17 protein-coding genes are annotated in these 20,170 nt (G+C 70.5%); 7 read left to right on the forward strand and 10 right to left on the reverse strand.

Going from position 1 to position 20,170, the window contains the following annotated elements; genetic code table 11:
• Positions 1-1,979 (reverse strand): DNA-directed RNA polymerase subunit beta (rpoB, locus tag HNR40_RS18990; protein WP_246509267.1); only part of this gene is annotated, 1,979 nt, incomplete at its 3' end.
• Positions 1,980-2,431: 452 nt separating this feature from the next.
• Between rpoB and helR the strand changes: the two genes are divergently transcribed.
• Positions 2,432-4,579 (forward strand): RNA polymerase recycling motor ATPase HelR, encoded by a 2,148-nt coding sequence (gene helR, locus HNR40_RS18995; RefSeq protein WP_184963078.1) that lies wholly within the window; start codon positions 2,432-2,434, stop codon positions 4,577-4,579.
• Here the strand turns inward: helR and HNR40_RS19000 are convergent.
• Both HNR40_RS19000 and HNR40_RS19005 read right to left on the reverse strand, forming a co-directional pair.
• Positions 4,576-6,015 carry an amidohydrolase family protein gene (locus tag HNR40_RS19000; protein WP_221340592.1) on the reverse strand — a complete coding sequence of 480 codons (1,440 nt, stop codon included), beginning with the start codon at positions 6,013-6,015 and terminating at the stop codon, positions 4,576-4,578. The genes helR and HNR40_RS19000 overlap by 4 nt on opposite strands.
• Before the next feature lie 64 nt (positions 6,016-6,079).
• Complete coding sequence (locus tag HNR40_RS19005) at positions 6,080-6,628, reverse strand: TetR/AcrR family transcriptional regulator (RefSeq protein WP_184963080.1); 549 nt, start codon at positions 6,626-6,628, stop codon at positions 6,080-6,082.
• A gap of 60 nt (positions 6,629-6,688) precedes the next feature.
• Between HNR40_RS19005 and HNR40_RS19010 the strand changes: the two genes are divergently transcribed.
• Complete coding sequence (locus HNR40_RS19010; RefSeq protein WP_184963082.1) at positions 6,689-7,441, forward strand: ABC transporter ATP-binding protein; 753 nt, start codon at positions 6,689-6,691, stop codon at positions 7,439-7,441.
• Positions 7,441-8,763, forward strand: a complete 1,323-nt coding sequence (locus tag HNR40_RS19015) for an FtsX-like permease family protein (protein ID WP_184963084.1) — start codon at positions 7,441-7,443, stop codon at positions 8,761-8,763. The genes HNR40_RS19010 and HNR40_RS19015 overlap by 1 nt, the downstream gene beginning before the upstream one ends.
• 4 nt (positions 8,764-8,767) lie before the next feature.
• Here the strand turns inward: HNR40_RS19015 and HNR40_RS19020 are convergent, their stop codons facing one another.
• A complete protein-coding gene (locus HNR40_RS19020) occupies positions 8,768-9,367 on the reverse strand; it encodes a TetR/AcrR family transcriptional regulator (protein WP_184963086.1) in 600 nt (199 codons plus the stop codon).
• Between the two features lie 101 nt (positions 9,368-9,468).
• Between HNR40_RS19020 and HNR40_RS19025 the strand changes: the two genes are divergently transcribed.
• The 3 genes from HNR40_RS19025 to HNR40_RS19035 all read left to right on the forward strand — a co-directional run bounded on the left by HNR40_RS19025 (position 9,469) and on the right by HNR40_RS19035 (position 12,634).
• Complete coding sequence (locus tag HNR40_RS19025; protein WP_184963088.1) at positions 9,469-10,839, forward strand: APC family permease; 1,371 nt, start codon at positions 9,469-9,471, stop codon at positions 10,837-10,839.
• 73 nt (positions 10,840-10,912) lie between these two features.
• The gene (locus HNR40_RS19030; protein ID WP_184963089.1) at positions 10,913-11,671 is read left to right on the forward strand and encodes an IclR family transcriptional regulator; all 759 of its coding nucleotides are present in this window, start codon (positions 10,913-10,915) and stop codon (positions 11,669-11,671) included.
• A gap of 81 nt (positions 11,672-11,752) precedes the next feature.
• Positions 11,753-12,634, forward strand: a complete 882-nt coding sequence (locus HNR40_RS19035; RefSeq protein ID WP_184963091.1) for an SMP-30/gluconolactonase/LRE family protein — start codon at positions 11,753-11,755, stop codon at positions 12,632-12,634.
• Here the strand turns inward: HNR40_RS19035 and HNR40_RS19040 are convergent.
• The 4 genes from HNR40_RS19040 to HNR40_RS19055 are packed head-to-tail and all read right to left on the reverse strand — an operon-like array spanning position 12,624 to position 16,931.
• Positions 12,624-13,436 (reverse strand): carbohydrate ABC transporter permease, encoded by an 813-nt coding sequence (locus HNR40_RS19040; protein WP_184963093.1) that lies wholly within the window; start codon positions 13,434-13,436, stop codon positions 12,624-12,626. The two genes, HNR40_RS19035 and HNR40_RS19040, sit on opposite strands and share 11 nt — an antisense overlap.
• On the reverse strand, positions 13,433-14,359 hold the full coding sequence (locus tag HNR40_RS19045) for a carbohydrate ABC transporter permease (RefSeq protein ID WP_184963095.1): 927 nt from the start codon (positions 14,357-14,359) through the stop codon (positions 13,433-13,435). Before HNR40_RS19045 ends, HNR40_RS19040 begins: the two co-directional genes overlap by 4 nt.
• A complete protein-coding gene (locus HNR40_RS19050; RefSeq protein WP_184963097.1) occupies positions 14,356-15,642 on the reverse strand; it encodes an ABC transporter substrate-binding protein in 1,287 nt (428 codons plus the stop codon). Before HNR40_RS19050 ends, HNR40_RS19045 begins: the two co-directional genes overlap by 4 nt.
• Positions 15,639-16,931 carry an alpha-glucosidase/alpha-galactosidase gene (locus HNR40_RS19055; RefSeq protein WP_184963099.1) on the reverse strand — a complete coding sequence of 431 codons (1,293 nt, stop codon included), beginning with the start codon at positions 16,929-16,931 and terminating at the stop codon, positions 15,639-15,641. Before HNR40_RS19055 ends, HNR40_RS19050 begins: the two co-directional genes overlap by 4 nt.
• A 217-nt stretch (positions 16,932-17,148) precedes the next feature.
• Between HNR40_RS19055 and HNR40_RS19060 the strand changes: the two genes are divergently transcribed.
• Positions 17,149-18,096, forward strand: a complete 948-nt coding sequence (locus HNR40_RS19060) for an endo alpha-1,4 polygalactosaminidase (RefSeq protein ID WP_184963101.1) — start codon at positions 17,149-17,151, stop codon at positions 18,094-18,096.
• Between the two features lie 38 nt (positions 18,097-18,134).
• Here the strand turns inward: HNR40_RS19060 and HNR40_RS19065 are convergent, their stop codons facing one another.
• Both HNR40_RS19065 and HNR40_RS19070 read right to left on the reverse strand, forming a co-directional pair.
• On the reverse strand, positions 18,135-19,184 hold the full coding sequence (locus HNR40_RS19065; RefSeq protein ID WP_184963103.1) for an amidohydrolase family protein: 1,050 nt from the start codon (positions 19,182-19,184) through the stop codon (positions 18,135-18,137).
• A 12-nt stretch (positions 19,185-19,196) separates the two neighbouring features.
• Positions 19,197-20,132: a zinc-binding dehydrogenase gene (locus HNR40_RS19070; protein ID WP_184963105.1), complete on the reverse strand. Its 936-nt coding sequence runs from the start codon at positions 20,130-20,132 to the stop codon at positions 19,197-19,199.
• Positions 20,133-20,170: the final 38 nt, after the last annotated feature.

Below are 20,170 nucleotides of genomic sequence, written 5' to 3' on the forward strand. Positions count from 1 at the left end.
TCGGCGATCACCTGGTTGACCTCGACCCGGTCGCCTTCGACGACGATGGGCTTCTGGTTGAACGAGGTGCCCTGGTTGGAACGCTTGAACTTGGCCACCCGGGAGGTGATGCGGGTGCCGTCGTCGTTCATCACGGTGACGTAGTCGGCGGAGACCTCCTCGACCACGCCGGCCTTCGCCGCCATCACCATGTCACCGCTGTCGGTCGCCGCACGGTATTCCATGCCGGTCCCGACCAGCGGCGCCTCACTCCTCAGCAGAGGTACGGCCTGCCGCTGCATGCCCGCCCCCATCAGGGCGCGGTTGGCGTCGTCGTGCTCCAGGAAGGGGATCATCGACGTGCCCACCGACACCGTCTGGTGCGGCGAGACGTCCATGTAGTCGACTTCCTCGGCACGCGCGAGCTCGGTGTCGCCGCCCTTGGTGCGCACCAGCACCCGCGACTCGGCGAAGGTGCCGTCGGCGTTGAGCGCCGTGTTGGCCTGCGCCTTGACGAAGCGGTCCTCCACGTCGGCGGTCAGGTAGTCGATCTGGTCGGTGACCTTGCCGTCGACGACCTTGCGGTAGGGCGTCTCGACGAAGCCGAAGGCGTTGATCCGGCCGAAGCACGCCAGATACCCGATGAGGCCGATGTTCGGGCCTTCCGGGGTCTCGATCGGGCACATCCTGCCGTAGTGGGAGGGATGCACGTCACGCATCTCCACGCCGGCCCGCTCCCGCGACAGGCCGCCGGGGCCCAGCGCGGACATGCGGCGCCTGTTGGCCAGACCGGCCAGGGGGTTGGTCTGGTCCATGAACTGCGACATCTGCGAGGTGCCGAAGAACTCCCGGATCGAGGCGACGACCGGGCGGATGTTGATCAGGGTCTGCGGCGTGATCGCCTCGACGTCCTGGGTGGTCATCCGCTCGCGGACGACGCGCTCCATGCGGGCCAGGCCCAGGCGGACCTGGTTCTGGATGAGCTCGCCGACGGTGCGCAGACGACGGTTGCCGAAGTGGTCGATGTCGTCGATCTCCGCGCCTTCAACCCCCGCGTGAAGGCGTAGCAGATAGTCGATCGTGGCGACGAGGTCGTCCTCGGTCAGCGTGGTGCGGGTGATCTCCGCGTCCACGCCCAGCTTCTTGTTGACCTTGTAGCGGCCGACCTTGGCGAGGTCGTAGCGCTTGGGGTTGAAGTAGAGGTTTTCCAGCAGGGTCTTGGCCGACTCCTTGGTCGGCGGCTCGCCCGGACGGAGCTTGCGGTAGATGTCGAGCAGGGCGTCGTCCTGGCCCGCGGTGTGGTCCTTCTCCAAGGTGGCCCGCAGCGACTCGTACTGGCCGAAGCGCTCGAGGATCTGCTCGGTGGTCCATCCGAGCGCCTTCAGCAGCACGGTGACGGGCTGCTTGCGCTTGCGGTCGATGCGCACACCGACGCTGTCGCGCTTGTCGATCTCGAACTCCAGCCAGGCGCCGCGTGACGGGATCACCTGGCAGCTGAACAGGTCCTTGTCGGAGGTCTTGTCGAGGCTACGGTGGAAGTAGACGCCGGGAGAGCGGACGAGCTGGGAGATGATGACCCGCTCGGTGCCGTTCACGATGAACGTGCCCTTCGGGCTCATGAGCGGGAAGTCGCCCATGAACACCGTCTGGCTCTTGATCTCACCGGTGGCGTTGTTGATGAACTCCGCCGTCACGAACAGTGGGGCGGTGAACGTCATGTCCTTGTCCTTGCACTCTTCGACCGAGTGCTTGGGCGGCTCGAACCGGTGGTCGCGGAACGACAGGGACATGGTCCCGGAGAAGTCTTCGATCGGGCTGATCTCTTCGAAGATCTCTTCCAGGCCGGACTGGGGCGTGATGTCCTTGCGCGCCCGCCAGTTGTCGTTGCCCAGCAGCCAGTCGAAGGATTGCGTCTGCATGGCCAGCAGGTCGGGGACTTCGAGGGTCTCCTGGATGCGGGCGAAGGAGAGGCGAGGTGGAGCGGTGCGTGAAGCTGCCAACAGTTGTCCTTCCGAGGCGGCGCGGATGGATCCGAGCGCACGCATGCCGGACGCCCCGTCAATCGCTAGGCGAAAGCGGGGCGGCAAAGGGTCGTGCGAAATCGCAGCATACCCTAAAGAGCAAACGAAAGTCCACAACTACTTTGCATGTCAACCTCGACGCATCTTCATTATTACACGCCTCGAAGGGCCTCGTCAATTCGGAAGTTCTGTCCACGAGAGGCTGCGCCGTACAGGCAAGAGTAGGCGGTCCGACGGAGCGGCCGCAGAGGGAAAGGGGAAGACCCGCGCCTTTCCACTCTCAACGTATAGCGCACCGGGGGGCTTGCGGCAAGACCCCCGTCATGCCGCATACTCGCTGGCCGAGGCCAGAACCTGCGGAAACGGGGGACAGAATGCAGGTAACCAGCGCTGACTCCCGCGCGAGAACCCACATATTGGAACTGAAGGACGTGAACCACCTGAACACCAGCGCGTTCGACCTACCCGCCCACCTCGCCCCCAAGGCCGACCCGGCGCTGATCGCCGACGACGAGCGGCACTTCGCGGCCATCGCGAGCAGCCTTGAGCAGTCGATCGCCGAGCTGTCCGGCCGCCTGGACGCCGAGCGCAAGGCGCCGGGTGGCAAGGGGCGGCAGGCGCTGGACCGGGACCTGGAGATCCACCGGATCTCGGCCCGCCTGCGCGCGCTGCGCCGCTTCGGCCTGGACCTGTGCCTCGGGCACATGGTGAGCGACGACGGCGAGCCCGTGTACGTCGGCCGGCTCGGCCTGACCGACAGCGAAGGCCGCCGGTTGCTGCTCGACTGGCGCTCCCCCGCGGCCGAGCCGTTCTTCGGCGCCACGCACGGCAACCCGATGGGCCTGGCCAGCCGCCGCAGGTACCGCTGGACCCGCGGCCGGATCAGCGACTACTGGGACGAGGTGTTCACCTCCGACGGGTTCGAGGGGCACGCCGCCGCGCTCGACGACCAGTCCGCCTTCATCGCCAGCCTGGGCAGCAGTCGCTCGCCGCGGATGCGCGACGTGCTCGGCACCATCCAGGCCGACCAGGACGCCATCATCCGCGCGGGCTCGCGCGGCGCGCTGGTCGTCGACGGCGGTCCCGGCACCGGCAAGACCGTCGTCGCCCTGCACCGCTCCGCCTACCTCCTCTACTCCGACCCCCGTCTCGGCCACCACCGTGGCGGCGTGCTGTTCGTCGGTCCGCACCAGCCCTATCTCGCGTACGTCGCCGACGTACTGCCGAGTCTGGGCGAGGAGGGCGTGCAGACGTGCACCCTGCGCGACCTCGTCGCCGAGGGGGCCCGGGCGACGGCCGAGGCCGACCCCGAGGTGGCCCGGCTGAAGTCGTCGGCCGAGATGGTGACGGCGATCGAGCCGGCCGTCAGGTTCTACGAGAACCCGCCCACCAAGCCGATGACGGTCACCACCCCCTGGTCCGACATCCGGCTGAGCGCCGACGACTGGGCCGAGGCGTTCGAGGCGCCGGACCCCGGCACACCGCACAACGACGCCCGCGAGCAGATCTGGCAGGAGCTGCTCACGATCCTGGTGGACCGGCACGAGGGCGAGGCACCTGACCACCTGCTGCGCAAGTCCCTGAAGCAGAACAGGGAACTGCGCGAGGTCTTCAACCGCGCCTGGCCGCTGCTCGAAGCGGCCGACCTCGTCGGGGACCTGTGGACGGTGCCCGCCTACCTGCGCCTTTGCGCTCCCTGGCTCAGCATCGAGGAGATCCGCACGCTGCAGCGCCCGGAGGCGCAGGCCTGGACGGTGTCCGACCTGCCGCTCCTGGACGCGGCCCGGCAGCGGCTCGGCGACCCGGAGGCCGCCAAGCGCCAGCGCCTGCGCAAGGCCGCCGCCGAGTCCGAGCGCGCGCACATGGCCGAGGCCATCGACCGCCTGCTGGAGGCCGATGACGACGGCGAGGGCGCGGTGACGATGCTGCACGGCAAGGACCTGCAGGACGCCCTGGTGGACGAGAGCGCGCCGCCGGCCACCGACCTGGACGTGCTGGCCGGGCCGTTCGCGCACGTCGTCGTGGACGAGGCGCAGGAGCTGACCGACGCAGAATGGCAGATGCTGCTGCTCAGGAACCCCTCGCGCAGCTTCACCATCGTCGGGGACCGCGCGCAGGCCAGGCACGGGTTCACCGAGACGTGGGAGGAACGGCTGAAGCGGATCGGGCTCGACCGGATCACCCTCGCCACCCTGAGCGTCAACTACCGCACGCCGGAGCAGGTCATGGCCGAGGCCGAGCCGGTCATCCGGGCCGCGCTCCCCGACGCCAACGTGCCGGCCTCGATCCGCCGCGGCGACCTCCCCGTCGTGCGCGGACCGCTCTCCGACCTTCAGCAGATCCTCGACACGTGGCTCGCCGGGAGCGCGGACGGGATCGCCTGCGTCATCGGCGACCCCACGTTCCGGGCGACGACGCGGGTACGGTCGCTGACGCCTGAGCTGTCGAAGGGGCTGGAGTTCGACCTGGTCGTCCTCGTCGACCCGGACAGGTTCGGCGAGGGCATCGAAGGGGCGGTCGACCGGTATGTCGCGATGACCAGGGCGACCCAGCAGCTCGTCATCCTCACCAGCTCCTAGGGAGTGCCCGCGGCGGCCTCGACCTCGGCGAACACGCGCGCCCTGTCACCGGGGCCGAGGTAGCGCCCGCGGCAGACCACCGCGTGGATCCTGCGGGTGTTGGCGATGTCGGCCAGCGGGTCGCCGTCCAGCACCACCAGGTCGGCGTACTTGCCGGGGGCGACCGTGCCCGACGCCCGCTCCAGGCCGGCGCAGCGCGCGGCGTCCCTGGTGGCGGCGCGCAGTGCCCGCGCCGGTGACAGGCCCGCCCTCACCAGCAGGCCCAGCTCGGCGTGGAGGTCGATGCCGGGGAAGATGAAGGCGCCGCCGGCGTCGGTGCCGGCCACGATGTCCACTCCGGCCTCGTCCATGGCCTTGACCAGGCGGAGCTGGGCCTCGAAGTACGCGCGCCACCGGGCCGGTTCGTCCGGGGTCATCGGGGGGCGGGCGCGTACCTCCTCCTCCCACCACAGGCGCACCTGGGCGGGCATGTAGCGCAGCGGCGCCCGCAGCTCGGGGTCGTTGAGCAGGTCGTCGGGCGCGCGGCGGAAGCGCTGCAGCGTCACCAGGGTGGGCGACTGCCAGGCGCCGTGCCGCCTCATCAGCGCGAACAGCTTCCCGGCCCGGCGCGGGCTGTGGGTCGCCACGGCGTCGCGTTCCAGCCGCCACCACTGGCGGCCCCACCAGTCCGGATGAGCGGGGTCGGCGGGCATGGCCGCCAGCCGGGCGTACAGGTCGGCGGCCTGGGCCGAGGTGGACAGGTACATGCCGTACAGGTGCTCGATCGTGTGCTGGCCCAGCCTGACGGCCTGCTCGACCGGGACGCGGGCGGGCACGTGCCCGGCGAACGGGAGCCCGAGCCGGCGGGCCTCGTCCGCGACGGACGCGTAGGCCCCGGGCGAGAGGTAGGTGTAGACCTTGGCGAAGTCGGCGTGCTCGCGCCGGGCCTCGCGGACCGCGGCGCGGGCCTCGGCGTCGGTGGTGACCACGTCGGCGCCCGGCCAGGCGCCGGGCGGGCCGTCGATCAGGTTGCTCCCGATCACCATGCGCGGGCCCAGCAGCTCGCCGCGTTCGATGCGCCGGCGTACGGCGTGGGCGGCCGGTGTGCCCGCCATCTCCCGGATGCCGGTGATGCCGTGCACCACGTGCAGCGGCGGGAAGGTGCGTTCGAGGTCGGCGCTGTGGGTGTGCATGTCCCACAGGCCCGGGATGAGGTAGCGGCCGGCCAGGTCCACCACGCGAGCCCCGGGCGGGGCCGGACGGCGGCCGGCGGCGAGGATCCGGTCGCCGGCCAGGACGACGGTCGCGTTCCGCACCGGCGGCGCGCCGCTCCCGTCGATGAGCGTGGCCCGGACGAGCGCGGTGACGCCCCCGCCCGGCACGGCGGGCAGGCCGCCCGCCATCAGTGCGCCTCCGGCCAGCCCGCCCAGTAATCGCCTGCGGTTCAACTCACTCACGGTCGCCTCGCCCGGTCACCCTGACAGCTCTGGCCTCTCACGTTCAGCGTCCGCGAGCCTTCCGTCAATAGGCGGGCCTGGCGGCGATCTGAGCGGCCGCCGGCGCGTGGTCGGGGTCGGTCAGCCATTGCATAGCGACGCCGACGAGCAGGGCGAAGTAGTGCGAGCCCACCGCCCGCACCTCCTCGGGCGGGGCCTCGGGGCCGAGGCCGGCGAAGGCGCGGGCCATCGAGACCTTCGCCTTCTCCTGACCTTCGACGATCATGCTCAGGATCTCGTCGTCGTTGCGCGCCGAGGCGACGGACTCGAAGTTGACGAACCAGAGCTCCCGGTTGGCCGTGATCGACTCGATGATCCGCGCCCATCTGGCCTCGTGGGCGCCGCTGTCGGGCAGGTCGGGCGTCTCCAGGATCGCGAAGAGCAGTTCGCCCCACTCCTTGTTGAGGTCGTGCAGGGCGCGCGTGAGCAACTGCTCCTTGGACCCGAAGTGGTAGTTGATCGACGCCTGGTTCGCGCCCGACGCCGCGACCAGGTCCCGGACGGTGGTGCGCGCGTACCCGATCGTCAGCAGGCAGTCGCGGGCCGCCGTCAGCAGTTTGTCTTTGTGCCCCATGTGTCCTACGGTATCAGTTAAACGTTCGTTTTAAATATACGTTCATACATGGAGTGACACATGACCGCACCGCCCATCGTCCGCATCCGTGACCTGCGCTGCGAGTACCCCGGCGAGGCCGGACCCGTGCACGCCCTGCGCGGCGTCGACCTCGACGTGGCGCGCTCCTCGTTCATCGCGATCATGGGACCGTCCGGATCGGGCAAGACCACGCTGCTGCACTGCGCGGCGGGCCTGCAGAAGCCGACCTCGGGCGTGGCCGAGCTCGACGGCCGCGACCTGGGCACGCTCGACCAGACCCAGCTCGCCCACCTGCGCAGGCGCCGGGTCGGATTCGTCTTCCAGTCGTTCAACCTGCTTCCCGCGCTGTCCGCGCACGACAACGTGGAGCTGCCGCTGCGCCTGGACGCGCGCAGGCCGAGGCCGGGGCACACGGCCGCGCTCCTGCACCGGGTGGGGCTGGGCAACCGCGCCGGTCACCGGCCCGACCAGTTGTCCGGCGGCCAGAAGCAGCGCGTCGCCGTCGCCCGCGCGCTGATCACCGATCCCGACGTCGTCTTCGCCGACGAGCCCACCGGCGCCCTGGACCTGCGCAGCGCCCGCGAGGTGCTCACGCTGATGCGCGAGCTGGCCGACCACGGGCAGACCATCATCATGGTCACCCACGACCCGGTCGCCGCCTCCTACTCCGACCACGTGCTGTTCCTGGCCGACGGCCGGATCGTGGACCGGCTGCCGAGACCCACCGCCCAGGAGGTCGCGGCCAGGATGGCCGTGCTGGTGGAGTCGGCCGAGCAGTCGGCGGCCCGCTGATGCTGACTCTCGCGCTGCGCTCCTTCGCACACCACCGCACGGTCGCGCTCGCCACCGGGCTGGTCGCGCTCGTCGGCACGGTCCTGGTCTCGTCGATGACGAGCCTGCTGGCCACCGGGCTGGCCGAGGGCACCGCCACGGCCGACCGCCCGTTCCTCACCCAGTTCCCGCTGATCATGGGCGGCTGGGTGGTGGCGATCGTCCTGTTCGCCATGGTCTCCACGATCGGCGTCGCCCTGGGCGGCCGGGCCGGCGAGATCGCCGGGCTGCGGCTCATCGGCGCGACGCCGCGCCAGGTGCGGCTCATGATCGCCGTCGAGACGCTGGCCGTCTCCACGATGGCCGCGCTCCCCGGCCTGGCCGGGGGCTACCTCCTCGGCTGGGCCGTCACTGGTGCGATCCGCGACACGGGACTCATCGCGGACGTCACGGTCTACGCGCCCGGCGTGCTTTTGCCGGTCGCCGGCACGCTCGTGGTGATGGCCGCGAGCGTCGTCGCCGCCTGGTTCGGCAGCAGGTCGCCGGCCTACCGCAGCCCGGTCGCCGACGCCGCCGCACCGGCGCGCCGCCGTACCTCGAAGCGGCCGGGTCGGGGGCGGCGCGTCGCGGGCGTGGCCGCGATCGCCGCCGGGTTGGTCTCCTCGGCCGCCGTGCTCGCGATGGATCCCGCGAGCGTGCTGACCACGGCGATGACCGGGCCGGGCTGCGTGCTGGTCGCCGCGGGCCTGAGCACGCTCGCGCCCGAGTTCCTGGCGCTCGTGTCCCGCCTGCTCGGCGCGGTCCGTGGCCGGCGGGGGGCCGCCGCGCACCTGGCCGCGATCAACCTGTCCGCCGCCCCCGACCGGGTACGGCCGGCCGCGACGTTCCTGACGCTGTTCACCGGCATCGCCGCCGGCACGCTCAGCATGCAGGGCATCGAGAACGCCGCCGGCGCCGGAGGCGGCGCGGGCCAGCTGATGGCCTCGATCAACTACCTGGTCGTGGTCCTGATCTCGGCCTTCATGGCCATCGCGCTGAGCAACAACCTCATCGCCTCGATCACCAGGCGGCGGGCCGAGTTCTCGGTCATGACGCTGGTCGGGGCGACGCGGGCGCAGACGCTCGGGATGCTCGTGCGCGAGGTCGCGGCGGCCGCCGTGGTCAGCGTGGCCGCGGGCGGGCTGGGCGCGTTCGCCAGCGTGCTGCCGTTCGCGATCGTCAAGACGGGCGACCCGCTGCAGGCCGCGGCGCCGCTGGTCTACGCGGGCACGATCGCCGCGGGGATGGCCGTCACCGTGGGCGTGGCGGTGCTGGCGGGCAGGCGTACTCTCCGGGCGGCCTGAAGGGTCACAGGCTCACCCCGGTCGCCCCGGCGGCGTACGCGCGCAGGTGGCGCTCCGCGAGCGCGGGCGAGAGCGTGGGCACGGCCATCGTGATGTGCAGGCCGTAGCCGTCCTCCAGCGTGACGAGGTTGCGCGCGATCGCCAGCGGCTCGTCGGTCAGCGTGAACGCGCCGGTGGCGGCGCCCGCCTGCAGGATGGCCGCGTAGATGCCGACCTGCCGCTCGTAGAGCTTGATGTAGGCGGCGGCGCAGGCGGCGTCGCGCCTGGCGATCGCGCCCAGCTCATACAGCAGGACGCACAGCTCGTCGCGCGGGTCGCCGGGCAGCCCGCTGGAGATCATCGCCGACAGCTGGAGCCGCGGGTCGCTCTCGTGGCGCACGACGGCCTCGCGCTCGTCGCAGAACCGCTCGACGGCCTCGCGGTGTACCTCCCGCAGCAGGTCGGTGAGGCCGGGGAAGTAGTAGAGCACCGAGCCGGAGGACATGCCCGCCTCCTGCGACACGTCGCGCAGGCGCAGGCCGAGAAGCCCGCGTTCGACGACGCTGCGCCTGGCCGCGGCGATGAGATGGGCGCGCCGCTCGTGGGCTCGGCTGGGTCGTGCCATGGCACCTCGCATTCTTTGAAGGCATATCAAACTTTAGTCGGCCGCTCTTGACTGCGCTTCGGCGGAGTTCTTTGATGCTGGTTAAAAGTATGGAGGCGCGGATGAGCACGTCCCAGACCCGTCCCGGTGCCCGTCTCAAGCGCGGGCTGCGCGCGTTCGGAACTCTCCTGATCGTCCTGTCGGCCATCACACCCGCCTCGTCCGTCTTCATCATCGGCCCGGGCGTGGTCCGGCAGGCCGGGACGGGCGCGTTCTGGAGCTACGTCCTCGCCGCTGTGGTGGGCGTCTTCATGGCCTTCGTGTACGCCGAGCTGTCGTCGGCCTATCCGCTGACCGGCGGCGAGTACACGATCATCGGCAGGACCCTCGGCCGGCTGCCCGGATTCCTGGCGCTGGTGCTGGTCCTGGTCACACAGCTGCTGATCCTCGCGGTGATTGCCCTGGGCGTCGGCACGTACCTGGGCGTGCTGTTCCCCGGCCTGCCCGGTCCACTGGCGGGCGCGGTCACGGTGGCGCTGGCCGCGGCGGTGGCGGTGTTCGACATCCGCTTCAACGCCGTGGTGACCGGCGTCTTCCTGGCCCTGGAGATGCTGGCGCTGCTCGCGCTGTCGGCCATCGGCGTGCTCAACGTCGAGCGCCCCTTCACCGACCTGCTGGTGAACCCGGTCGCGCCGGACGGCTCCCCCGCCACGCTCGGGCTGATCGCGCTCGCCACCGCCGTGGCGATCTTCTCCTACAACGGGTACGGCTCCGCCGTCTACTTCGGCGAGGAGACCCACGGCGCCCGGCGCAACATCGCCCGGGTCATCCTGTGGGCGCTGGCCATCACCGTCGCCGCCGAACTCATCCCGATCACCGCCGTCCTGCTGTCGGCCACCAGCCTCGACGGCGGCAACGTGGTCCAGCAGGTGGTCGCCGAGCACGGCGGCGGCACCCTGAACACGCTGATCAGCCTGGGCGTCGCCCTGGCCATCGGCAACGCGGTGATCGCCATCATGCTGCTCACCGCGCGGCTGATCTTCAGCAGCGCCCGCGACGCGACCTGGCCGGCGCGGGTCAACACCCTCTTCGGCCGCATCCACCCGCGTTTCGGCACCCCCTGGACCGCGACGATCGCCGCCGGCGCGGTCAGCGCGGCGCTCTGCTTCGTGCCCGAGCGCTACCTGCTCGTCGTCACCGGCACCTCGCTGGTGGTGATCTACGCCGCCCTCTGCGTCGCCGTCATCGGCGGCCGCCGCAACGGCAGCACCGCCCACGGCGTCTACCGCATGCCGTTGTACCCGCTGGCGCCCGTCGCCGCCCTGGCCGCGCTGGCGTACGTGATCTACACCAGCGCCATCGACCCCGTGATCGGCCGCCCCAGCCTGATCGTCACCGCCGCCATCCTGGTCGCGGGCACGGTGGTCTATCTCACCGTGGTACGGCGGCGCGGCACCTGGACCCTCCACGACCCCGGCGAGGAGAAGGACTGAACGACACGCCGATTACGGATCTTCCGCATAACGCTCTAGCATTCCATTATCCGGAATAAGCGAGGGAGGCGTTATGGCGGAGACCCAGTCACCGGTGGGAAGCGTGGACCGTGCCCTGCTGATCCTGCAGGAGATCGGCAGGCACAGCCGCGGAGTCACGCTCGACGAGCTGGCCACGCGGCTCGGGCTGCCCAAGAGTTCGCTCCATCGGCTGCTCGGCGCGTTGAAGCACCGGGGGTTCGCCGCGCAGCCCGAGCCGAGCGGGCCGTACTTCCTGGGCACCGAGATGCTCGCGACCGCGTTCAGGTTCTACGAGAGCATGGATCTGCGCACGCTCGTGCGGCCGCTGCTGCTGCGGCTCAGCGAGGAGTTCGCCGAGACCGTGCACATGGCGACGCTCGACGGCACCGAGGTGGTCTACCTGGACAAGGTCGAGGCGGTGCGCTCGATCACGATGACCTCGGTGGTGGGCGGGCGCAACGCCGCGCACTGCACGGGCGTGGGCAAGGCGCTGCTGGCCTGGACGTACCCGAGCGACGAGGCGATCAAGGCCTGGGCCGAGCGGTTCGGCCCGCTGTCGACCAGGACCCGCAACACGATCACGAACCCGGCGAAGCTGGCCACCCACCTCGACCAGGTACGGCGCCGCGGTTACGCGCTCGACCTGGAGGAGAACGAGCCGGGCGTGCGCTGCGTGGCGGCTCCCCTGTTCCTGGGCAGGACGTCCCCGGTCGCCGCGGTGAGCGTGACCGCGATCAAGGACAGGATGCCGCCGGCCCGGATGGAGGAGCTGGGACACAGCCTGCGCAAGGCGATCGCCGAGCAGGGCTGACGGTTGACAGCCCGATTCCCGGGGTGATGGTGTGGGTTTGGCGTGGAATGAGGTTCTGCATCGCGGAAAGAAGGAGGAGCCATGGAGCCGGAGGTCGTTCCCGTGCCGCGGGCCAGCCTGGGCGAGGGGCCGCGCTGGGACGGGGAGACGGGCACGCTCCTGTGGGTGGACATCCCGGCCGGGCTGGTGCACCGGCTCGATCCGGCCGACGGCTCGCACGAGGTGACCGAGGTCGGCCGGCCGGTGGGCGTGGCGGTGCCCAGGATCGGCGGCGGGCTGGCGCTGGCGGTCATGGAGGGCTTCGCCGTACTGCGGGACGGGGGCGGGCCGCGCGACGGGCGAGGAGTGCGCGACGGGCGCGGGCTGGAGGTGGTCGCGGCGGTGACGGCGGCCGAGCGGCCGGGCAACCGGATGAACGACGGCGCCTGCGACCGCGCCGGGCGCTTCTTCGCCGGGACCAAGGCCGAGGACGACACGCCGGGCGCGGGCGCGCTCTACCGGCTCGACCCCGACGGGCGATGCGAGAGGGTGCTGGAGGGGGTCTCGATCTCCAACGGCATCGCCTGGAGCCCGGACGAGCGGCTGCTCTACTACGTGGACACCCCGACGGGCCGGGTGGACGTCTTCGACTACGACCCGGCCAGCGGGCGGACGGCAGGGCGCCGGGTGTTCGCCGAGATCCCGCGCGGCTTCCCCGACGGGATCACGGTCGACGCCGACGGGCATGTGTGGGTCGCCCTGTGGGAGGGCGGCGCGGTCCTGCGCCTGCGGCCCGACGGGCGGCTCGACCTGGCCGTGGAGGTGCCCGCCGCCAACGTGACGAGCTGCGCCTTCGGCGGCCCCGGCCTCGGCGAGCTGTACATCACCACGGCCTGGGACGGCAGGACGGGCGGGGAGCTGTGGCGCTGCCGTACTCCCTATACGGGTCTCCCCGCCAACCCCTACCGCGACCTCAGCCCTTGACCGCGCCGGTCAGCGCCTGCACGAACCGGCGCTGGCCGAACAGGAACACCGCGAGCACCGGAAGCGTGGTCAGCACGGTGCCCGCCATGATGGCCGGCCAGTCCGCCCGGTGCTGGCCCTGGAAGGTCGTCAGGCCCACCTGGACCGTGTAGTTGTCCTCCGAGTTGATCGCCACCAGCGGCCAGAACAGGTCGTTCCACGCCGTGATGAACGTGATGACCGCCAGCGCGGCCAGGGCGGGCCTGGCCACCGGCAGCACCACCCGGTAGAACGTCGCCACCCGCGAGCAGCCGTCGATGCGCGCCGCCTCCTCCAGCTCCTTCGGGAAGGACTGGAAGAACGAGGTCATCAGGAAGATGCCCACGGCCGAGGCGAGCTGCGGCACGATCAGCGCGCCCAGCGTGTCGGTCAGCCCGGCCTCGTTGAAGATCAGGAAGGTCGGGATGACGGTGAGCTGGAACGGGATCAGCGCGGTGGCGATGACCAGGATCAGGACCAGCTTGGAGCCGGCGAACCTGATCCTGGCGAACGCGTAGCCGGCCATGCTGCACAGCACCACCTGGGCCACCACGATCGCGCCCGAGACGATGATGCTGTTGACGAACCAGCGCAGGAAGTTCGAGCGCTCCACGACCGTGCGGTAGCCGCCCAGGTCGATGCTCTCCGGCCAGATCGCCGGGGGGAACCTGTTCAGCTCGGCCTGGGTCATCACCGAGCTCAGCAGCAGCCACACGAACGGCAGCATGACCACCGCCGACATCGGCACCAGGAGCAGATGCCACCTGCCCGACCAGCGCCTCATGTCGTCACCCCCTTGCGCCGCGCGAGCAGCAGGCCGGCGACGATCAGCACCAGGGTTCCGGCGAACAGGGCGTAGGCCACGGCCGCGCCGTACCCGGCGGTGGAGAAGCTGAAGGCGAGCTGCCACACGTAGTAGACGATGGTCACGGTCGCGTTGGCCGGGCCGCCCTTGGTCGTGGTCATGACCAGGTCGAAGAACTGCAGCGCGTCGATCACGCCCCACACGGTGAGGAAGATCGTCATCGGCCGCACCGACGGCACGATGATGTGGCGGAACCTGGCCCAGGCGCCGGCGCCGTCGATCGCGGCGGCGTCCAGCACCTCCTTGCTGATCTCCTGGATGGCCGCCAGGTAGATCACCACGGCGAACCCGAAGCGGGTCCAGAAGAAGATCGCCGTGAGCACGAGCATCGCCTGCGAGGGGCTGCTGAGCAGGCCCTGCAGCGGCAGCCCGAGCTTGGCCAGCAGCCCGTTCACCAGGCCGAAGTCACGGTCGAAGACGAAGCCCATGAGCAGGCCCGTGGCGGTGGCCGACACGACGTAGGGCACGAGGAAGCAGGTCCGGTAGAACCCGATGCCGCGCACCTTCCTGTTCAGCAGCACCGCCACGAGCAGCCCGGCGATGAGCGAGGACGGGATGTACAACACCAGGAGCAGCCCGGTGTTGCGCAGCGCCTGGAAGAACACCGGGTCGGCCAGCAGCGCCCGGTAGTTGTCCAGCCCGACGTTGCGGCCCGGCGACATCAGGTCGGAGTCGGTGAACGACAGCGCCAGCGCCCAGGCCATCGGAATGAGCGAGAACCCCAGGATGACCAGGGTCGCCGGCCCGGCGAAGGACCACCCGGCGATGTTCTCGCCGAGCTTTCTGCGGTCCTTCTGGCGCCGGTGCTGGCTGGCGGTGGCGCCGAGCGCGGTCGCGCTCATGATCCCGGTACGGCCAGCGCCGCGTCGGCCTTCTTGGCCGCCTCGTCCAGGGCCGTCTTGGCGTCGCTCTTGCCGAGCAGGGCCTGGGCGATGCCTTCGGCGACGAACGCCGACACCCTCGGGTACCGCGTGGTCGGCGGCCGGACCCGCTTGGCGTTGGCCAGGTTGGCGGAGATCACATCAATGCCCGGATATTTCTTGAGATAGTCCTGGTAGCCGGACAGCTTGGTGATCGACTCGCGGATCGGCAGCGACCCCGTGTCGCTCATCCACACGAGCTGTTGTTCGGCCGAGGTCAGCCAGGCCAGGAACGTCGCCGCCGCCTTGACCCGGCGCTCGTCGTGCTGGAAGACCACCCAGTTGTCCGGCCCGGAGATGGTCTCGTGGTTGCCGTTCGTGCCGGGCAGCGGCGAGACGCCGTAGTCGACCTTGGCCGCCTGCAGGTCGGGCAGCACCCACGGCCCGGACATGAACATGGCCAGCCGTCCCGACTCGAACAGCTTCTGCCCCTTCTCGGCCGGGCTGGAGTCGAGGTAGAGCGACTTGTCGTCCACGGCCATGCCGCGCAGCCGGTCGAGCGCCTGCTGGCCCTGGGGAGAGTTGAAGGCGGCCTTCTTGTGATCGGGCGTGAGGATGTCGCCGCCCGCCTGCCAGACCATCGGCCACAGGCCCCAGACCGCCTCCTCGCCGCCGCTGATCGGCCAGGTGGCGCCGAAGACGCCGGCCTTGGCGTCGGTGGACTGCTTGGCCATCGCGCGGAAGTCGTCCCAGGTCCAGTCCGGGCCCGGTGGCTTGAGCCCGGCCTTGGCCAGGACCTTCTTGTTGTAGAGGACCACCATGTTGTCGACGACCGCGGGGAAGCCGATGACCTTGCCGTTGACGGTGATGGCCTCGCGTTCGCTGGCCCAGAAGTCCTGCCACTTGATGGCCGGGTCCTGGACGAACTCGGTGAGGTCGGCCGTCTTGGGGTTCCTGGCGATGTTGGGCGCCCAGGAGCCGTAGAGGTAGGCGATGTCGGGGTAGGCGTCGGAGGTGAGCGCGGCGGTGATCTTGGGCAGCATGCCGTCCGCTGTGGCTCCGCCGGACTCGGTGTCGACCTTGATGTCCGGGTGGCTCTGGTTGAACTGGGCGACCAGCTTCTCGATCGACTTGGCGGAGGCGTCCTCCTGGCCGTGCCAGATGGTGATCTCCACCGGGCCGTTCGCCGCGGGTTCCTTGCCGCCTCCCCCGCAGCCGCTCACGGCCAGCGCGAGGACCGCGGCCGCGGCCAGGGCCCGCCTCATCGCACGCCCTCCGGCATCAGGTCGCCGTGGGCGGCGATCATCTCGTCCACGAGATCGTGGATCTGCCGCAGCGTGAGGGTGGCCGCGGCGTTGGGGTCGAGCATGGCCGCGTGGTAGACGTGCTCGCGGCGCCCTTCGAGCGCGGCCAGCACGGTCAGCTCGCCCACGTTGAGGAACGTCCCGTTCAGGGCGGCGAGCTGCGGCGGCAGCGCGCCGATCCGGGTCGGGCGCACCCCGGCCCGGTCCACCAGGCACGGCACCTCGACGCAGGCGCCGGCCGGGAGGTTGGCGATCAGGCCGTCGTTGCGCACGTTGCCGTGGACCACCCGGGGCGTGCCGGTCTCGATGGAGTGGATGACCTCGGAGGCGAGCTCCATGGCGGGCTCGATCTCCACGCCTTCCCCCGCGGCCAGCCGCCGCCTGGTCTCCTCGTAGGTGTCGAGGTTCTCCTCCGACCAGCGCAGGTAGATCTCCACGGGGATGCGGAAGTGCTCGACCTGGTCGTCGTGATGGAGGAACCACGGCAGGTACTCCGAGCCGTGCTCGCTGGACTCGGTCGGGAAGTGGCCGAAGCGGCGGTACATCTCCACCCGCACGGTCCTGCGCAGTTCGGGGTCGGCGGCGATCACCTCGTCGAGCGCCGGATAGAGGTCGCGGCCCTGATGCTCGAACTTCAGCACGAACGCCTGGTGGTTGGCCCCGGCCGTGACGAAGGAGACCTCCTCCTCCGGCACGCCGACCAGCGAGGCCAGGCGGGCCTGGGTGTCGCGGACCGAGTGGCACAGACCCACCACGTTCTTGAACGGCGTGCCCTGGTAGACGGCGCGCGGGATCATCGCCATCGGGTTGGTGTAGTTGAGCAGGAGCGCGTCCGGCGCCAGTTCGGCCAGATCGTTGCCCAGTCCGACCATGACCGGGATCGTGCGCAGGGCGCGGAAGATGCCGCCGATGCCGAGGGTGTCGGCGATCGTCTGGCGCAGGCCGTAGCGGCGTGGGATCTCGAAGTCGGTGCGCGTGGCGGAGTACCCGCCGACCGCGATCTCGTTGATCACGTAGTCGGCGCCCTCGACGGCCCGGCGCCGGTCGAGGTGGGCCTCGACCTTGGCGCCCAGGCCCAGCTTGGCGACCATCCAGGCGGCCATGGCCTCCGCGGTGGCCAGCCGTTCCGCGTCGATATCGTGCAGGACGAGGGTGGTGGAATCCCCCAGTTCCGGAAATGTCAGAATGTCAGAGAGAACATTTTTGGTGAATTCGACGCTGCCCGCGCCGACGAACACGATGCGTGCCATGGGCCACTTTCCCTCCACAGAGCACGAAGCGGGCGTGGGTCTCCGCTACGTGCGGCAGTATAACCAGCTATCCGTAATACAGACCAGAATTCCATACTGTGGAATGATCGTCAGCACGGAATTCTCGACATCGAGAGAAGGTTGACAACCTCCGATCTTCCTCTGTTTCCTTAACTGCGGAACATGATTCCGCAATACGGAACGGAGGCTTGATTTGTTGATCCATCGCATATCCCGCCTGGCCCTGGCCGCGGCGCTGGCGTTCGTGCCCGCGCTGGCCTTCACCGCCGGTGCGACGGCCGAGGCGTCGGGCGGCGCGGCGATCTGGCGACCGCCGGTGCAGAGCCGCTGGCAGTACCAGCTCCAGGGCAGCAAGGCCCATGCCGCCACCGGCGGCATCAACGTCGGCATCTGCGAGGTGCCGCAGTCCGGCGGCGCCTGCGTACGGCCGAGCGTCTTCGACATCGACCTGTACGTGGACGCCGAGGTCGCGGGCAACAACACCACGCTCAACACCGCGGGCGTCAGCGCCATCCACGCCAAGGGCGCCAAGGCCGTCTGCTACATCGACGCCGGCTCGATCGAGGACTTCCGCCCCGACTACCAGACGTTCGTCGAGTGGCACGACAGCCACGGCAAGTCGCTGCTGGGCAAGCCGTTCAGCGACGAGTTCCCGAACGAGCGCTGGGCCAACATCAACAACGACAAGGGCCAGCGGGACTTCCTGCTGAAGATGATGGAGGCGCGCGTCGACAAGTGTGTGCGGGCCGGGTTCGACGGGGTCGAGTTCGACGTCGTCCACGCGCACGAGGAGGGCCAGCAGGTCACCGGCTGGAACATCAGCGCGCAGACCCAGCTCACCTACAACAAGGCGCTGGCCGCCATGGCCCACAGGAAGGGCCTGTCCGTCGCGCTGAAGAACGACCTCAGCCAGGTGGACGAGCTGGTCTCCCACTTCGACTACGCGGTCAACGAGGAGTGCTTCGAGTGGAAGGAGTGCGATGTCCTGTCCGCCTTCGTCAAGGCGGGCAAGCCGGTCTTCCAGGTGGAGTACAAGACCGCGCCGGGCAGCTTCTGCGCCAAGGCCGCCACGCTGAAGTTCAACTCCATCAAGAAGGCGACCGACTACTCGTTGTACGACAAGCCGTACAAGCCGTGTAGGTGAGGGCACGGGGCGGCCCTGCCGGGGGTGGGGCCGCCCGTTCACGCCAGCCTCGGCACGAGCGCGCGGACGTTCCCGGCATAGACCCTGGCCAGCACGTCGTCAGGCAGGTCCAGCCCGCTGATGGTCCAGCGGCCCATCAGCGGAGGGTCCTCGGTGGAGTGGGCGAACGCCTCGTCGGCGGTCTCCAGGAAGCGGAAGTGGATCCGGTACGACTCCGGGTCCGGCGGCAGGTCGTCGGTGCCGAACAGCACGCGGCCCGGATGGCGCATGATCAGCTCGCGCGCGGCCCGCGGCGCCCGGCCCAGTTCGGCCAGGCGCGCGGCGATGTCGACGTGGAAGTTCGGGTGCTCGTCGAGCATCGCGCCGACCCAGGCCAGGTTCTCCGGCCAGCATCCGGCGTGCACGCCGATCACGGTGGTGGCCGGATGCATGCCGATCATGGTCTCCATGGCCTCGATCAGCCGCTCGAACGGCGGGAACTCCGGGCCGGAGAACACCCAGCCGGGGTTGGCGGCGAGCTGTTCGAGCCGTTCGTTGCGCTCGTCGACCGGCTCGAAGAACGCCACCGGGTCGGCGGTGTGCAGGGCGATCGGGATGCCCAGCTCTCCCGCCGCGGCCCACAGCGGGCCGAGCCGTACGTCGTCGAGCATGACCAGCTCGCCGCGGTGGTCGCGCACGCGCAGGCCGACGTCCTTCCAGACCTTCAGCCCCGCGGCGCCCTCGGCGACCGAGGCGCGCAGCTGCGCGGCCAGGCGCTCGCCGAAGCCGGGCTCGGCGGTCCGCGACCAGTCGACGTGACAGAAGGTGGCGAACCTGCCGGGGTGGGCGGCGTCGTAGCGTTCGAGGTTGGCGGCCAGCTCCGCGCCCCAGCGGCCGTCGAGGTTGACCATGGCGCGCACGTTGAGCGTGTCCATCTCGGCCAGCAGCGCGGGCACGTCCTTGACCATCCAGTCGCCGTCCTCGCTGAGCCAGCGGCCGAGGTGGGTGTGGGCGTCCACGACCGGCAGCCGGGCCCGCTCCACGTGGTGGACGGGGACCCTGAGCTGCGAGATCGGGCGGTAGTCGGACAGAGGTGTGCGCACGGACATGGACGCCTCGATTCAGAAGGTCAGCAGGGCTTTGACGGGGGTGGTGCGCCCGTTCATCAGCGAGGTGAAGATCTCCGCGCCCTCGCTGAGCGGGAAGGTGGCCACCCAGCTGAGGTCCCAGCCGGCGACCAGGCCGACGGCCGCGGCGAAGTCGGCGTCGCGGTAGGCGAAGGAGCCGACCACCTGCTTCTCCCCGCGCACCAGCGCGGCGGCGTCGAATCCGGCCGTCGGGTCGGCCAGGCCCAGCCAGACGGCGGTGCCGCCGGGACGCAGCCGGGCCAGCGACTGTTCATGCGTGCCGGCCGCGCCCACCGCGTCGAAGATCACGTCGTACTCTCCGGCCAGCTCCGCCACGGCCGCGTCGGCGCCGAGCCGGCCGGCGATCTCGCGGCGGTGCTCGGAGCGGTCGGCGACCTCGATCCGCGCCGCGCCGCCGGAGCCGGCGACCAGCAGGCAGGCCAGGCCGATGGCGCCGGCCCCGATGACCCCCACGCGGGCGCCGGCGGGCGCGCCGGCCAGCGACCAGGCGTGCACCGCGTTGGCCGCGGGCTCCACGATCGCGGCCGCCGTCCAGCCGAGCCCTTCCGGCAGTTCGGTCAGCGTGCCCGACGGCACCGCGACCCGCTCGGCGAACCCGCCCGGCCGGTGCACCCCGACGATCTCCCGCTTCCTGCACACGTTGCGCAGCCCGAGCGCGCACAGGTCGCAGGCGCCGCACGACAGGATCGGGTTCACCACCACAAACCTGCCGTCGCCGGTACGGCCGGCGAACTCGTGCCCCATCACCAGCGGCGGCACCCGGAACCCGGGAGTCCTGACCCCGTGCAGCTCGCTGCCGCAGATGCCGGAGGTCACCACGTGCACCAGTTCCTCACCGGCGCCGACCTCGGGCTCCGGCACGTCACGCACCTCCATGGCGCCGGGCCCGGTGAACACCAGAGCCCTCATCGCACGCCACCCATGACCAGGACCTTCATCGCGCCTCC

It is taken from the genome of Nonomuraea endophytica, assembly GCF_014203235.1.
Lineage (GTDB): Bacteria > Actinomycetota > Actinomycetes > Streptosporangiales > Streptosporangiaceae > Nonomuraea > Nonomuraea endophytica.

Coding starts and splice junctions, on each gene's coding strand:
- HNR40_RS19005 (WP_184963080.1), bottom strand. CDS start 6,628: ATGGGGCACAAAGACAAACTGCTGACGGCGGCCCGCGACTGCCTGCTG.
- HNR40_RS19010 (WP_184963082.1), top strand. CDS start 6,689: ATGACCGCACCGCCCATCGTCCGCATCCGTGACCTGCGCTGCGAGTAC.
- HNR40_RS19015 (WP_184963084.1), top strand. CDS start 7,441: ATGCTGACTCTCGCGCTGCGCTCCTTCGCACACCACCGCACGGTCGCG.
- HNR40_RS19020 (WP_184963086.1), bottom strand. CDS start 9,367: ATGGCACGACCCAGCCGAGCCCACGAGCGGCGCGCCCATCTCATCGCC.
- HNR40_RS19025 (WP_184963088.1), top strand. CDS start 9,469: ATGAGCACGTCCCAGACCCGTCCCGGTGCCCGTCTCAAGCGCGGGCTG.
- HNR40_RS19030 (WP_184963089.1), top strand. CDS start 10,913: ATGGCGGAGACCCAGTCACCGGTGGGAAGCGTGGACCGTGCCCTGCTG.
- HNR40_RS19035 (WP_184963091.1), top strand. CDS start 11,753: ATGGAGCCGGAGGTCGTTCCCGTGCCGCGGGCCAGCCTGGGCGAGGGG.
- HNR40_RS19040 (WP_184963093.1), bottom strand. CDS start 13,436: ATGAGGCGCTGGTCGGGCAGGTGGCATCTGCTCCTGGTGCCGATGTCG.
- HNR40_RS19045 (WP_184963095.1), bottom strand. CDS start 14,359: ATGAGCGCGACCGCGCTCGGCGCCACCGCCAGCCAGCACCGGCGCCAG.
- HNR40_RS19050 (WP_184963097.1), bottom strand. CDS start 15,642: ATGAGGCGGGCCCTGGCCGCGGCCGCGGTCCTCGCGCTGGCCGTGAGC.
- HNR40_RS19055 (WP_184963099.1), bottom strand. CDS start 16,931: ATGGCACGCATCGTGTTCGTCGGCGCGGGCAGCGTCGAATTCACCAAA.
- HNR40_RS19065 (WP_184963103.1), bottom strand. CDS start 19,184: ATGTCCGTGCGCACACCTCTGTCCGACTACCGCCCGATCTCGCAGCTC.
- HNR40_RS19070 (WP_184963105.1), bottom strand. CDS start 20,132: ATGAGGGCTCTGGTGTTCACCGGGCCCGGCGCCATGGAGGTGCGTGAC.